Here is a 13199-nt window from a genome sequence, read left to right as displayed (position 1 = left end):
GATGCCAGCACTCTGGATTGCACATGTCACGGTTACTGATGCCGAAGCTTATGGCAAATACGCCGAGCTTGCCGGCCCGGCCATTTCCAAACATGGGGGCACGTTCATTGCCCGTGCAGGACGCTATGTCCAACTGGAAGGCAAAGAGCGGCCCCGCAATGTCGTGGCGAAGTTCCCGTCGGTTGAAGCCGCCGTCGCCTGTTACAACTCGGCTGAATACCAAGAAGCCCTGAGCCACGCCCGGGGCGCAAGCGAGCGCGAATTGCTGGTCGTCGAAACGACCGAGTGAGAATCAACCGGAGCCGGTCTTGGATTGGCTCCGGAACCCGCTTTGGGTGACGCTACGTCAGCCAAAGTTGCGACGCCGATCCTGGAATTGGGCCGATAGTGTTCCGGTGATCACGTCTCGCAACAAAATTTCCCTCATACTTTCAGTGGGTTGAGATTTTTTGTGGCGGCGAAACTATGACACTCTACCTCTAAATGTGTCAGGCTTCGCCATTTTCTTGCGCGGAAAAGGTCATATTGAGTTACAAATTTCCGCCGTTTTTTGCCGACAACCTGACCGAGGATTGCCAGAGCCAGTCTGTTAACGGATAGTTTCCAAAAGCAGAATATGGTCCTCAGAAGCGGCAGTCAGTCGAACGTATGGGATCGAGGGACAGGCATGAAACGGGTTTTGGACAGGCTCAACACAGTGGCAAGTCGCGCGGCCAGCAAGGCCACATTGGCTCTGGGTGTGTTGGGAGTGATCGGCGGTGCCGTTCTTGCGACAGGACAAGCCAGCGCTTCAGAGACAGCTTTCATTTCGGGGTTTTCGGCTTCGCCACCGCCGTCGGGCGCACGGACCTTGTGCCGCCAGTATGCTTGGGCTTGTGCGAACAAGAAGTCGGTTTCGCTGCCCAGCCATCAGGAACTGCGACTGGTCAAGCAAATCAATGCCCAGGTCAATGCGACAACGCGTGAGGTCACGGACCAAGTGCAGTACAAGACGCGGGAGCGTTGGGCCCTGCCAACATCGCGCGGCGGTGATTGCGAGGATTTTGCGCTGCTGAAAAAGCGTGACCTGATCAAGGCTGGAATTGATCCCAACAAGCTTTTGCTGGCGACCGTTTTGGACACCCGCCGCGGCCCTCACGCGGTTCTGGTTTACCGCTCCAATCAAGGTGATCTCGTGCTGGACAACCTGACCAATCGGATCAAACCCTGGTCGGCCACACGCTATTTGTTCCTGCGGATGCAGGATCCGAAACAGCCCCAGCGTTGGGTTGGGATTTACGGGCGAAGCTAAGAAGCCACAGCGATTTGAGTTTCTTGAAGGCTCCAGCAAAAAAAGGGCGATGAATTCATCGCCCTTTTTCATTTGTATGCCAGATTGCCACTGAAACGTGGCATCACGACCAAAGGTGGTTAGTCCTCGTCATTGTTGGCGTTGTTGCCCTGACCAGGGCTTGCGCCTTCCGGTCCATTTCCGCCGCCATTATTACCGTTGACGCCGCCGCCGTTACCGTTGCCGCCGCCGTTACCGTTGCCGCCGCCGTTACCGTTGCCGCCGCTTGAGCTGCCACCGTCGCCGCCGCCCGAGCCGCCATCACCCGAGCCGCCGCCGTCACCGCCGTCGCCACCGCCCGAGCCGCCATCACCCGAGCCGCCGCCGTCACCGCCGTCGCCACCGCCCGAGCCGCCATCACCGGACCCACCGCTGGAGCTACCGCCGCTTGAGCTGCCGCCATCACCGGACCCACCGCTGGAGCTACCGCCGCTTGAGCTGCCGCCATCACCGGACCCACCGCTAGAGCTACCGCCGCTTGAGCTGCCGCCATCACCGGACCCACCGCTGGAGCTGCCACCGCTTGAGCTGCCGCCATCACCGGACCCACCGCTGGAGCTGCCACCGCTTGAGCTGCCGCCATCACCGGACCCACCGCTAGAGCTGCCACCGCTTGAGCTGCCACCACCATCGCCGGACCCGCCACTGGAGCTACCGCCACTGGAACTGCCACCGTCACCGGAACCGCCACTGGAGCTACCGCCGCTTGAGCTACCGCCGCTTGAGCTGCCACCGCCATCACCGGACCCACCGCTGGAACTGCCACCGCTAGAGCTACCGCCGCTTGAGCTGCCACCACTGGAGCTGCCGCCACCAGTTGGGGTAACTCCGCTTCCGCCAGAGGAACTGCCGCCGCTCGAGCTACCACCGCTCGAGCTGCCGCCCGAAGAACTGCCACCCGGGTCCGAAGGGCCGTCGCCGGATCTTTGATCAACCGTCCCGATCGACGCGGTAGGGAAATCCGTCAGTACGGCTGCAAAAGCCGGGCAGGTCTGCAAAGTGCGGGCAAGAATGTCTTCAAAATCGGCACGACGCTGGATGTAACGCAGCATCCGTGCATCCACGACCGTACAGGCACACAGGGTTTCTGTGGAAACCGACTGCCGGGCTGTCTGGATCGTACATTTGTCCGCGGCGACAACAGGTCCGCCGGACATCAGCGGCAATGAAGCTGAAGCAAATACTATTGTCAGTAGACGGGATTTGATGCGCATATCGCGCCTCCTTAAACTCGTTAAACTCATCACCGAACAACCTGGCGATGACATACTTTGAACACAATTACACCCCTATCACGCCGCATTTTCAAGGGCAACACCGCGATAGCAATACGGAATTAACTCATCTTATGGATGAAATTGCAGGCAAAACAAAAGGGAAGCCATGATCCATTCATGGCTTCCCTGAGAAAACACTGTTTCAGATGGACGCAAAAATGTCACATTCGCGCCATTGTTTCCGACCCGTCCAAAATCGAACGGACCGGGGGTCAGGCTGACTTGGCCATACGCTTGCGTTCGTGCGGGTCAAGGAACCGCTTTCGCAGTCGGATCGCGTTCGGAGTTACTTCGACCAGCTCATCGTCGTCGATGTAAGCAATGGCCTCCTCCAGCGAGAACTGGACATGCGGTGTCAGGCGAACGGCATCGTCCGAACCGCTGGCCCGCACGTTGGTCAGTTTCTTGCCTTTCAGCGGGTTCACCTCAAGGTCATTGTCCCGCGAATGTTCGCCGATAATCATGCCCTGATACACATCGGTCTGGGGGCCGACGAACATCCGCCCACGCTCTTCCAGGTTCCACAGCGCGTATGCGACGGCCTGGCCGTTCTCCATCGAGATCAGAACGCCGGCGCGCCGCCCGGGGATCGGGCCCTTGTGCGGTGCCCAGCCGTGGAACACGCGGTTCAGAACGCCGGTGCCGCGGGTGTCGGTCAGGAATTCACCGTGATAGCCGATCAGGCCACGCGACGGTACGTGCGCGATGATGCGGGTTTTGCCAACTCCGGCGGGGCGCATCTCAACCAACTCGCCCTTGCGCGCGCCTGTCACCTTTTCGATGACTGCGCCCGAGAATTCGTCGTCCACGTCGATGGTGACTTCCTCGATGGGCTCCAGGCGTTGGCCGTCTTCCTCGCGGAACAGAACCTGCGGGCGCGAGATGCTGAGCTCGAACCCTTCGCGACGCATGTTCTCGATCAGAACGCCCATCTGCAATTCACCGCGGCCCGCGACCTCGAAGGCTTCGCCGCCGGGGGTGTCCGTGATCTGGATCGCCACGTTCGATTCGGCCTCTTTCATCAGGCGGTCGCGAATGACGCGCGACTGGACTTTCTTGCCGTCACGCCCCGCCAGCGGCGAGTCGTTGATGCCAAAAGTGACGGTGATGGTCGGCGGGTCGATCGGCTGGGCGGGCAGGGCCTCGTCCACCTGAGGCGCCACCAGCGAATCCGCAACGGTGGCCTTGCTCATGCCTGCGATGGTTACGATGTCGCCCGCTTCGGCAACGTCGATCGGTTGCTGGCTGAGGCCGCGGAAGGCCAGGATCTTGGTGGCCCGGAAATTCTCGATCAGCTTGCCGTCACGGCTGAGCGCTTTGAGGCTGTCACCCGCTTTGAGCGTACCGCTTTCCACACGGCCGGTCAGGATGCGACCGATGAACGGGTCGCTGCCCAGAGTGGTCGCCAACATGCGGAAGGGTTCATCCTTGCGCTCAGCTTGTTTGGGGGCGGGAACGTGGTCGACTACGAGGTCGAACAGGGCGGACAGGTCCTTGCGTGGGCCGTCCAGTTCCATATCGGCCCAGCCGGACCGCCCCGAGGCGTACATGGCAGGGAAATCCAGCTGGTCGTCGTCGGCGCCGAGGTTGGCGAACAGGTCAAAGCATTCGTCCAGCGCGCGGTCGGGCTCGGCATCGGGCTTGTCGACCTTGTTCAGCACCACGATTGGACGCAGACCCAGTGCCAGCGCCTTCGAGGTCACGAATTTCGTCTGGGGCATCGGGCCTTCGGCGGCATCGACCAGAAGCACAACACCGTCGACCATGCTGAGGATACGCTCGACCTCGCCGCCGAAATCGGCGTGGCCGGGGGTGTCAACGATGTTGATGCGCGTGCCTTTCCACTCGACACTGGTGGCCTTGGCCAGAATGGTGATGCCGCGTTCACGTTCGAGATCGTTGCTGTCCATGGCGCGCTCGGCCACGGCCTGGTTTTCCCGGAATGCACCGGATTGTTTCAGAAGCTCGTCAACTAGGGTCGTTTTACCGTGGTCCACGTGAGCGATGATTGCGATGTTGCGCAGGTCCATGAGGTCAGCCTTTGAACGGGAAGTTGCCGCGCGCATAACGCGGCGCGGCACAAGTTACCAGCCCTAACGCGCGATCAGTGGCCCGCAGTCTGCGAAAAGAGGTGGATGACCAGAATACCGCCCAGAATCATCGCAAGGCCCAGAACCGCCGGCCAGTCCAGCCGTTGGCCGAAAACCACAAAGCCGATCAGCGCGATCAGAGCGATGCCAAGCCCGGACCAGATCGCGTAAACGATGCCGACGGGCATTACCTTCAGCGTCAGCGCCATCAGGTAAAAGGCAAAGCCATAGCCCACCACCACCAGAACCGAGGGCCAGAACCGGGTGAATTGCTGGCTGGCCTGCAGTGCGGTCGTTCCGATTGTCTCGGCAATAACGGCGAGAAGGAGGATCAGGTAGGCGTGGGGCATGGTTCTTGAACCCTTGATGCAGCTGCTGGGACGTTGAGCACAGAATTCAGAAACGGCGCAAGGAAATTCAGGCAGCCGCCCCTTTCGTTGGTTCATCTGGGGTCAGGTAAACCCGACTATGGCAAGGCCGGAAAGTGTGTAAACTACTGCACGTTTTCGATTACTTTTTTAACGAGTGTGTTTCATGACGACATTTGCAAAAACGGTCGTGTTTGCTTCGGCAATTATCGTGGCGATTGGGTGGCTTGCTGACGGGGGGTCCGTCGATACTGACGCAGCCAAATTGGTTGATAGGTCAAGCGCAACAACAGTTTGAACGCCACGAATGAAACGAAAAAGGAGCCCGCGGGCTCCTTTTTTTTGCGCCTATTGCTTTTCGATCGCCTTCACCTTGGACCGGTGATCCGACAGCCTCTTGATCAGGAATTGCCGCGCCTTGCGCTCGGCCAACCGGACGCGGATTTCGGTAAGGAAAGCCTCCTCAAGCGATTGGGAGGCTGCGCCCAGCACGTCACCGACTTCGACGTAGAACCGATCCTGGCCGGTTTCGTCCATGACCTTCATCGTATCCTCGGCCAGTTTCGCCGCGAGAATGGTGATGGTGTCGGACATCAGCGTGTGTTCTCGGTCAGGCGGCGTTTGACGTAGTCGGTCACGTTGGTCATCAGCGTATCCATGTGCTCACCCTGGAAGAAGTGGTCGGCTCCTTCAACCTCGGTGTGGGTGATGGTGATACCCTTCTGCTCGTGCAGCTTTCCGACCAGTGCGGTGGTGTCCGCCGGCGGTGCCACCCGGTCAGCCGTTCCGTTGATGATCAGCCCGGACGAGGGGCAGGGGGCAAGGAACGAAAAATCATACATGTTCGCGGGCGGCGACACGCTGATGAAGCCGGTGATCTCGGGGCGACGCATCAGCAACTGCATGCCGATCCAGGCTCCGAACGAAAAGCCTGCAACCCAGCAATGTTTCGAGTTGTTGTTCATCGACTGCAGATAGTCCAACGCCGATGCCGCGTCGCTGAGTTCTCCGACTCCCTGGTCATACTCGCCCTGGCTGCGGCCGACGCCCCGGAAATTGAAGCGCAGGACCGTAAAACCCATGTTGTAGAACGCGTAGTGCAGGTTGTAGACGACCTTGTTGTTCATGGTCCCGCCGAACTGGGGGTGCGGGTGCAGCACGATGGCGATCGGTGCGTCTTTTTCCTTTTGGGGGTGGTAACGGCCTTCCAGTCGGCCTTCAGGTCCGGGAAAAATCACCTCGGGCATGTGTGCGGTTGTCCTGTCTTTTTCTCGCGGGCGCCGGGATATACTTGACGGTTATCGTCAGGCACCTTAGAACGGTTCTAATTGAGTATCGCAGCGTGAGCACGCTGTCAGTCGGAGATACGCACTGACCGCGGCGACGTCAATGTTTTCACGCGGTTCAAGCCACGAGGATCGAAGAATGAAGCTGTCAACCAAGGGCCGTTACGCGATGGTGGCGTTGGCGGACATCGCGCTTCAACCCGCCGACACGCTGGTGACCCTGGGAGAGATTTCCGAGCGTCAGGACATTTCGCTGCCCTATCTGGAGCAGCTGTTCGTCAAGCTGCGCCGTGCCGATCTGGTTGCATCCGTGCGCGGGCCGGGCGGCGGCTATCGTTTGGCGCGGCCGGCGTCGGAGATCCGCGTGGTCGAGATTCTGTCAGCCGTGGATGAAACAGTTGATGCCATGCACAAGGGGGCCGGGGCGTCGGGGGGATCCTCGGGCAGCCGGGCGCAGTCGCTGACCAACCGCCTGTGGGAAAGTCTCAGCGCGCATGTCTACGTATTCCTGCACCAGACACGCTTGTCCGATGTGATCCAGAACGACCTTGCGCCGTGTCCGGCGGTGCCGGGGCTGTTCTCGGTCGTGGATGATTGACCGGTGAGTGGATTGGGAATCTCGAGGGGCGTGGCCGTGGATGAAAAGGTGAGTCCATGAGACGTGTTTACCTGGATCACAACGCCACGACCCGGCTGCGCCCCGAGGTGCGCGACGCGATGATCGCGGCGATGGAGGTCTGCGGCAACCCCTCCTCGGTCCATGCTGAGGGGCGAGCGGCCAAGGCTGTCATCGAAAAGGCGCGTGCGCAGGTGGCCGCGGCCTTTGGGGCGGATGGGGCCGATATCGTGTTCACATCCGGGTCGACCGAAGGCGCGGCGCTGGCCTTGGAAGGGCGCAACCTGCATGGCGCGGCGATCGAACATGATGCCGTAAGGGCCTGGACTGTCGAGGATTTGCCGGTTTCGCACCAAGGCGTTGTCGCCGTAGCCGACCCGGACCGGTCCACGTTGCAACTCGCCAATTCTGAAACCGGGATCATTCAGGCCTTGCCCAAGGGTCTAGCCGTCACCGATGCCACGCAGGCGTTCGGGAAACTGCCGATCGCCTTCAACTGGCTGGATGTGCAGATGGCGTTGGTCTCGGCGCACAAGCTGGGCGGGCCAAAGGGTGTGGGTGCCGTGGTGATGAAACGCGGCACGGATCTGGAGGCCCGGATCAAGGGCGGTGGCCAGGAAATGGGGCGCCGGTCGGGGACGGAAAATGTCATTGGAATCGCTGGGTTCGGCGCTGCGGCTGAAGCGGCGGCGCGGGATCTGGCAAACGGAGTTTGGGAAAAGGTTGCAGAGCTTAGAAATATTCTAGAAAAGGCCCTTGAGGCTGGTTCTAAATCTACTATTTTTGTCGGAAAAGATCAGGATCGGTTGCCCAACACCCTGTGCTTTGCGACGCCCGGCTGGAAGGGCGAAACGCAGGTGATGCAGATGGATCTGTCGGGCTTTGCGATCAGCGCCGGTTCGGCCTGCTCCAGCGGCAAGGTGAGGGCAAGCGCGGTACTGACCGCGATGGGATATGACGAGGCCACGGCGGCCAGCGCGGTACGCGTTTCGCTGGGCCCCGAGACGAGTGAAGAAGACGTGCTGCGTTTCGCCGAGACGTGGCTGGAAAAAGAGAAAAAGCATCGCGCGCGGGCCGCGTGATCTGACGGAGGGTGGAACATGGCCGCTTTGGACCAGACCCAGGTAAAAGAAGGTGTCGATCAGGAAACCGTTGACGCGGTGCGCGAGGTCGGAACCTACAAATACGGGTGGGATACCGATATCGAGATGGAGTACGCGCCCAAGGGCGTGAACCCCGATATCGTCAAGCTGATCTCGGAAAAGAACGAAGAACCCGAGTGGATGACCGAATGGCGTCTGAAGGCCTTCGAGCGCTGGACCCAGATGGAAGAGCCCAAATGGGCCATGGTCAACTATCCTGAAATCGACTTTCAGGACCAGTATTACTATGCCCGGCCCAAGTCGATGGAGACCAAGCCCAAGTCTCTGGACGAGGTCGACCCCAAACTGCTTGCCACTTACGAAAAGCTGGGTATCCCGCTGAAAGAGCAGATGATTCTGGCAGGCGTCGAAGGCGCCGAGGATGCCCCGGCCGAGGGCCGCAAGGTCGCCGTGGATGCTGTGTTCGACTCGGTTTCGGTGGGCACGACCTTCCAGGCCGAGCTGAAGAAGGCCGGCGTCATCTTCTGCTCGATCTCCGAGGCGATCAAGGAACACCCCGAACTGGTCAAGAAGTATCTGGGCTCGGTGGTTCCGGTGTCGGACAATTTCTATGCCACGCTGAACTCGGCTGTGTTCTCGGACGGCTCGTTCGTCTATGTGCCGCCCGGCGTGCGCTGCCCGATGGAGTTGAGCACCTATTTCCGCATCAACGCGGAAAACACGGGCCAATTCGAGCGGACTCTGATCATCGCCGACAAGGGCTCGTACGTGTCCTATCTGGAAGGCTGCACCGCGCCGCAGCGTGATACCGCGCAGCTGCACGCCGCAGTGGTCGAGATCATCGTCGAAGAAGACGCCGAGGTGAAATACTCGACCGTCCAGAACTGGTTCCCGGGTGACGAGAACGGCAAGGGCGGCATCTACAACTTCGTGACCAAGCGTGCCGATTGTCGGGGCGACCGGTCCAAGGTGATGTGGACGCAGGTCGAGACCGGCAGTGCCGTGACCTGGAAATACCCGTCCTGCATCCTGCGGGGCGATGACAGCCAAGGCGAGTTCTACTCGATCGCCATCACCAACAACATGCAGCAGGCCGATACCGGCACCAAGATGATCCATTTGGGCAAGAACACCAAGTCGCGCATCGTGTCCAAGGGCATCAGCGCGGGCAAGGCCCAGAACACCTATCGCGGGCTGGTGTCGATGCACCCCAAGGCCAAGAACAGCCGGAACTACACCCAATGCGACAGCCTGCTGATCGGCGACAAATGCGGGGCGCACACCGTTCCGTATATCGAGGTCAAGAACAACAGCAGCCGGGTCGAGCACGAGGCCACAACCTCGAAGGTCGATGACGATCAGCTGTTCTATTGCCGCCAGCGCGGCATGGACGAGGAAGAGGCCGTGGCGCTGGTGGTCAACGGGTTCTGCAAGGACGTGCTGCAGGCGCTGCCGATGGAGTTCGCCATGGAAGCCCAGCAGCTGGTCGCGATCTCGCTGGAAGGCTCGGTCGGCTGATGGCGCGTGCCAGCCAAATCAGCCAAGAGGCTAAGGTCTTCGAAACCAATGCCAAGGAAGGCGCACGCTCGAAGGCTTTCTGTTGGTTGTCACGTCGGGCCGTGTTGCCGATTGTGTTGATTTGTGTGGGACTCATTGTTGCGGCATTCGTCAAAAATGGACCGATGGCCGGAAGTCTGAGTCTTCTGATTTTCGTGCCGCTGTTGATCGTGGTTTGGAGGCTCTGGTGGCGTCAGTTTCAGAAGATATGGAAGTATTGGAGAAGTTGATGGCGCGAAATCACCAAGACGGCATCCGCAAGGATAATTTGCTGACTTGGCTTGGCTATGCGCTGCCGGTTCTGGGCGGCTTGCTGGGCGTGGCCTATGTCAACGTCAACTACACCGATTTCATCAACCCGGTCTGGGCAATCGGCGGCGGGGCGGTCCTGGGATGGATCGCGGCGCGGCTGCTGCGCAGGGTGCTGGGATAGGAACAGACCGGGGCCGGCGCGTCCCGAAGATACGCAAAAGGACAAAACATGCTGGAAATCAAGAACCTGCACGTCAAACTTGAGGAAGAGGAAAAGCAGATCCTCAAGGGCGTGGACCTGACGGTCGAGGCCGGCAAGGTACACGCGATCATGGGGCCGAACGGCTCGGGCAAGTCGACGCTCAGCTATGTGCTTTCGGGCCGTGACGGGTATGAGGTCACCGAGGGTTCGGCGACGCTGGATGGCGCCGACCTGCTGGAGATGGAGCCGGAAGAGCGTGCCGCCGCCGGCGTGTTCCTGGCGTTCCAGTACCCGGTCGAGATCCCGGGCGTGGGCAACATGACCTTCCTGCGCACCGCCGTGAACGCCCAGCGCAAGGCGCGTGGCGAGGAAGAACTCTCGGCTGCGGATTTCCTCAAACTGGTGCGCGAAAAGGCCAAGTCGCTGAAAATCGACGCCGACATGCTGAAACGCCCGGTGAACGTGGGTTTCTCGGGCGGTGAGAAGAAGCGCAACGAAATCCTGCAGATGGCGATGCTCGAGCCCAAGATGTGCATCCTGGACGAGACCGACTCGGGCCTTGACGTGGATGCGATGAAGCTGGTTGCCGAGGGCGTGAACGCGCTGCGCGACGAAGGCCGTGGATTCCTGGTGATCACCCACTATCAGCGCCTGCTGGACCACATCAAACCCGACGTGGTGCACATCATGGCCGATGGCCGGATCGTCAAGACCGGCGGGCCCGAGCTGGCGCTGGAAGTCGAAAACAACGGTTACGCCGACATTCTTGCCGAGGTGAACTGATGGCCTTGCCCGACGTGAAACAATCCGCGACCGAGGCGCGGCTGGCCACGCTGCGCATGCCCGAAGCTGGCTGCACCCGCGATGCGCGCGAGGCGGCTCTGGCCCGGCTGCGCGCCATGGGTCTGCCCGGGCGGCGCGACGAGTATTGGAAATACACGCGTCCCGATACGCTTATTTCGCCCGAGGCCGCGGCGGCCGAGGTGTTCCACACCGACGAGCCGATGGTCTTTGACGGGTTCGACCGCCTTAAAATCGTCTTCGTCGATGGCGTGTTCAGCCCCGAGGACAGCGATGACCTGACGCTGGAAGGCGTGAGCATCGACCGGCTTGAGGATATCTGCTGCAAGGACATCCACTGGGCCAAGCAACTGTACGGCGTGCTCGAGGAGCGGGGCCAGACCCCGGTTCAACGCCCGCTGGCGGCGCTGAACACCGCCTTTGCGCAGGACGGCGTGGCGATCCACGTGACCGGCAAGCCGTCCAAGCCGATCAGCCTGATCTATCGCCACGACTCCGAAAGCTCGGACGCGATCCTGCACCACGTGATCCGCGTGGAAAGCGGCGCTGAGGTTACGATTCTCGAGAACGGTCCGGCGGCCTCGCGGTTCAACAAGTGCATCGAGATCGACATCGCCGATGGCGGCACGCTGCACCATGTCCGGGCGCAGGGCAGGGACCATCAGCGCCGTGCCGCGACGCATATGTTCACCCGGTTGGGCAAGGACTCCGTCTACAAATCCTTCACCCTGACCGTGAATGGTGTGCTGACGCGCAACGAACAGGTGGTCGAGCTGACCGGCGACGATGCGGTGGCGCATGTGGCCGGTGCCTGTGTGGGCGATGGCGACTTCCACCATGACGACACGGTGTTCATCACCCATGACGCGGTGAACTGCGAAAGCCGTCAGGTGTTCAAGAAGGTTCTGCGCAACGGCGCGACCGGCGTGTTCCAGGGCAAGATTTTGGTCAAGGAAGGCGCTCAGAAGACCGATGGCTACCAGATCAGCCAGTCTTTGCTGCTGGATGACGACAGTCAGTTCCTGGCCAAGCCCGAGCTTGAGATCTATGCCGACGACGTGGCCTGTTCGCATGGGTCGACCTCGGGTGCGATCGACGAGACCGCGCTGTTCTACCTGCGCTCGCGCGGGGTTCCGGCAAAGGAGGCGACCAACATGCTGACGCTGGCCTTTTTGGCCGAAGCCGTGGAAGAGATCGAAGACGAAGCGCTGGCCGAGGACATCGTCTCGCGGCTGGAAGGCTGGTTGGCGCGGCACAGCTGATGCCGGTGACCTCCGATATCGTCGCCTCGTATCGCGGGCCCGGTCGGGTGGTGCGTCGACTGCTGGACATGGGCCCGCGCGAAGACCGCGCGCTGGCCTTTGTCATGGCGTTCTGTGTGATTGGCTTTATCGCACAGTTGCCGGGCCTCGCGCGCCGTGCCCATCTTGAGGGGTTGGACCTGAACATGCTGATGGGTGGGGCCTTGCTGGGGTCGGTCTTCATTCTGCCGTTACTGCTTTACGTCCTTGCCTGGGGGACTTATCTGATTTCTCGCATGTTCGGCGGTGCAACCACGTCCTATCAGGCGCGGCTTGCGCTGTTCTGGGCTCTGCTCGCCTCATCGCCGCTGGTGTTGTTGAACGGGCTGGTGGCGGGTTTCATCGGTCCGGGCCCTGTCCAGACGCTGACCGGGGCCCTGTGGGTTTCCGTATTCGTCTGGTTCTGGTTTTCCGGGTTTTCTCAAACACGAAGGGCGCCGGCATGAACGCCGCATTTCTGGGACATCTGGCCGTTCTGACACTGGCAAATCCGGCCGAGGCGGCAAGGCGTCTGTTGACCAGTGTACCCGGTCGGGATGTGCTTTGGACAGCGCTGGCATTGGTCGTTGTCCTGAACGCTTTGTCTCAATCACTGTCGACCCTTGTGTTTCCGGCGCTTGATCCATCGCTGGATATGGCGTTTGAACCGGTTGTGCAGTCGTTGGCGACTTCGGCCGGGGCCGTTCTCTTGGGCATCTTCGCGTTCCATTTTGTCGGCAGGATGCTTGGCGGCACCGGTAGCCTGGAAGGCATGATGCTGCTGATGGTCTGGCTGCAATTTCTGCAGATTCTGGGCCAATTGATCATCTTCGTCATGGTGATGGTTGCGCCGACGATGTTCCTGATCCTCGTATTGGGGATGAGCCTGTACAGCCTCTATATCAGCCTGCATTTCATCAATCAGGCGCACCAGTTCCACTCGCTGGGCAAATCCTTCGTGGTCATCCTCATCTCGGGATTGCTGGCGATACCCTTCGTCCTGTTGATGACCCCAAGCGGGCCTGTTTAGGGAATTC

General features: G+C 60.6%; 16 protein-coding genes. 11 read left to right on the top strand and 5 right to left on the bottom strand.

Annotated elements, in window-relative coordinates; translation table 11 throughout:
• Nucleotide 1 precedes the first annotated feature (1 nt).
• Nucleotides 2–289 (top strand): DUF1330 domain-containing protein, encoded by a 288-nt coding sequence (locus tag AC2FML_RS02850; RefSeq protein WP_093962104.1) that lies wholly within the window; start codon nt 2–4, stop codon nt 287–289.
• Between the two features lie 378 nt (nt 290–667).
• Nucleotides 668–1291, top strand: coding sequence for a transglutaminase-like cysteine peptidase (locus tag AC2FML_RS02845; protein ID WP_170339104.1), 624 nt, complete (start codon nt 668–670; stop codon nt 1289–1291).
• A gap of 119 nt (nt 1292–1410) precedes the next feature.
• Here the strand turns inward: AC2FML_RS02845 and AC2FML_RS02840 are convergent, their stop codons facing one another.
• The 5 genes from AC2FML_RS02840 to AC2FML_RS02820 all read right to left on the bottom strand — a co-directional run bounded on the left by AC2FML_RS02840 (nt 1411) and on the right by AC2FML_RS02820 (nt 6312).
• A complete protein-coding gene (locus AC2FML_RS02840) occupies nt 1411–2382 on the bottom strand; it encodes a hypothetical protein (RefSeq protein ID WP_496781882.1) in 972 nt (323 codons plus the stop codon).
• Between the two features lie 437 nt (nt 2383–2819).
• Nucleotides 2820–4637, bottom strand: a complete 1818-nt coding sequence (gene typA, locus AC2FML_RS02835) for a translational GTPase TypA (RefSeq protein WP_170338557.1) — start codon at nt 4635–4637, stop codon at nt 2820–2822.
• Nucleotides 4638–4711: 74 nt separating this feature from the next.
• Entirely contained in the window at nt 4712–5047 is a 336-nt protein-coding gene (locus AC2FML_RS02830) for a DMT family transporter (protein ID WP_170339109.1), read from the bottom strand.
• 366 nt (nt 5048–5413) lie between these two features.
• Nucleotides 5414–5659, bottom strand: a complete 246-nt coding sequence (locus AC2FML_RS02825; protein WP_093962100.1) for a hypothetical protein — start codon at nt 5657–5659, stop codon at nt 5414–5416.
• Nucleotides 5659–6312, bottom strand: coding sequence for an alpha/beta hydrolase (locus tag AC2FML_RS02820; protein ID WP_093962099.1), 654 nt, complete (start codon nt 6310–6312; stop codon nt 5659–5661). The genes AC2FML_RS02825 and AC2FML_RS02820 overlap by 1 nt, the downstream gene beginning before the upstream one ends.
• A gap of 178 nt (nt 6313–6490) precedes the next feature.
• On the opposite strand from AC2FML_RS02820, the gene iscR reads away from it, so the two are divergent.
• From iscR to AC2FML_RS02775, 9 genes are read left to right on the top strand one after another with little or no spacing between them, the layout of a single operon-like run.
• Nucleotides 6491–6949 carry a Fe-S cluster assembly transcriptional regulator IscR gene (gene iscR, locus AC2FML_RS02815; RefSeq protein WP_093962098.1) on the top strand — a complete coding sequence of 153 codons (459 nt, stop codon included), beginning with the start codon at nt 6491–6493 and terminating at the stop codon, nt 6947–6949.
• Between the two features lie 56 nt (nt 6950–7005).
• Nucleotides 7006–8049: a cysteine desulfurase family protein gene (locus AC2FML_RS02810; protein WP_496781880.1), complete on the top strand. Its 1044-nt coding sequence runs from the start codon at nt 7006–7008 to the stop codon at nt 8047–8049.
• Between the two features lie 18 nt (nt 8050–8067).
• Nucleotides 8068–9588, top strand: a complete 1521-nt coding sequence (gene sufB / locus AC2FML_RS02805; RefSeq protein WP_170455296.1) for a Fe-S cluster assembly protein SufB — start codon at nt 8068–8070, stop codon at nt 9586–9588.
• Nucleotides 9588–9857 (top strand): hypothetical protein, encoded by a 270-nt coding sequence (locus AC2FML_RS02800; RefSeq protein WP_170442732.1) that lies wholly within the window; start codon nt 9588–9590, stop codon nt 9855–9857. The genes sufB and AC2FML_RS02800 overlap by 1 nt, the downstream gene beginning before the upstream one ends.
• Entirely contained in the window at nt 9857–10060 is a 204-nt protein-coding gene (locus AC2FML_RS02795) for a hypothetical protein (RefSeq protein ID WP_496781878.1), read from the top strand. Before AC2FML_RS02800 ends, AC2FML_RS02795 begins: the two co-directional genes overlap by 1 nt.
• Before the next feature lie 48 nt (nt 10061–10108).
• Complete coding sequence (gene sufC / locus AC2FML_RS02790) at nt 10109–10864, top strand: Fe-S cluster assembly ATPase SufC (protein WP_170357887.1); 756 nt, start codon at nt 10109–10111, stop codon at nt 10862–10864.
• Nucleotides 10864–12144: a Fe-S cluster assembly protein SufD gene (sufD, locus tag AC2FML_RS02785; protein ID WP_496781877.1), complete on the top strand. Its 1281-nt coding sequence runs from the start codon at nt 10864–10866 to the stop codon at nt 12142–12144. Before sufC ends, sufD begins: the two co-directional genes overlap by 1 nt.
• Nucleotides 12144–12629, top strand: coding sequence for a YIP1 family protein (locus AC2FML_RS02780; RefSeq protein WP_496781876.1), 486 nt, complete (start codon nt 12144–12146; stop codon nt 12627–12629). The genes sufD and AC2FML_RS02780 overlap by 1 nt, the downstream gene beginning before the upstream one ends.
• Complete coding sequence (locus tag AC2FML_RS02775) at nt 12626–13192, top strand: Yip1 family protein (RefSeq protein WP_496781874.1); 567 nt, start codon at nt 12626–12628, stop codon at nt 13190–13192. The genes AC2FML_RS02780 and AC2FML_RS02775 overlap by 4 nt, the downstream gene beginning before the upstream one ends.
• Nucleotides 13193–13199: the final 7 nt, after the last annotated feature.

Source organism: Ruegeria sp. BHSC029 (assembly GCF_059613085.1).
This window is presented reverse-complemented; position numbering and strand designations above follow the sequence as displayed.

Bases quoted from the DNA above. Each gene is read 5' to 3' on its own strand.
- AC2FML_RS02850 (WP_093962104.1), top strand. From the start codon at position 2: ATGCCAGCACTCTGGATTGCACATGTCACGGTTACTGATGCCGAAGCT.
- AC2FML_RS02845 (WP_170339104.1), top strand. From the start codon at position 668: ATGAAACGGGTTTTGGACAGGCTCAACACAGTGGCAAGTCGCGCGGCC.
- AC2FML_RS02840 (WP_496781882.1), bottom strand. From the start codon at position 2,382: ATGCTGCGTTACATCCAGCGTCGTGCCGATTTTGAAGACATTCTTGCC.
- typA (WP_170338557.1), bottom strand. From the start codon at position 4,637: ATGGACCTGCGCAACATCGCAATCATCGCTCACGTGGACCACGGTAAA.
- AC2FML_RS02830 (WP_170339109.1), bottom strand. From the start codon at position 5,047: ATGCCCCACGCCTACCTGATCCTCCTTCTCGCCGTTATTGCCGAGACA.
- AC2FML_RS02825 (WP_093962100.1), bottom strand. From the start codon at position 5,659: ATGTCCGACACCATCACCATTCTCGCGGCGAAACTGGCCGAGGATACG.
- AC2FML_RS02820 (WP_093962099.1), bottom strand. From the start codon at position 6,312: ATGCCCGAGGTGATTTTTCCCGGACCTGAAGGCCGACTGGAAGGCCGT.
- iscR (WP_093962098.1), top strand. From the start codon at position 6,491: ATGAAGCTGTCAACCAAGGGCCGTTACGCGATGGTGGCGTTGGCGGAC.
- AC2FML_RS02810 (WP_496781880.1), top strand. From the start codon at position 7,006: ATGAGACGTGTTTACCTGGATCACAACGCCACGACCCGGCTGCGCCCC.
- sufB (WP_170455296.1), top strand. From the start codon at position 8,068: ATGGCCGCTTTGGACCAGACCCAGGTAAAAGAAGGTGTCGATCAGGAA.
- AC2FML_RS02800 (WP_170442732.1), top strand. From the start codon at position 9,588: ATGGCGCGTGCCAGCCAAATCAGCCAAGAGGCTAAGGTCTTCGAAACC.
- AC2FML_RS02795 (WP_496781878.1), top strand. From the start codon at position 9,857: ATGGCGCGAAATCACCAAGACGGCATCCGCAAGGATAATTTGCTGACT.
- sufC (WP_170357887.1), top strand. From the start codon at position 10,109: ATGCTGGAAATCAAGAACCTGCACGTCAAACTTGAGGAAGAGGAAAAG.
- sufD (WP_496781877.1), top strand. From the start codon at position 10,864: ATGGCCTTGCCCGACGTGAAACAATCCGCGACCGAGGCGCGGCTGGCC.
- AC2FML_RS02780 (WP_496781876.1), top strand. From the start codon at position 12,144: ATGCCGGTGACCTCCGATATCGTCGCCTCGTATCGCGGGCCCGGTCGG.
- AC2FML_RS02775 (WP_496781874.1), top strand. From the start codon at position 12,626: ATGAACGCCGCATTTCTGGGACATCTGGCCGTTCTGACACTGGCAAAT.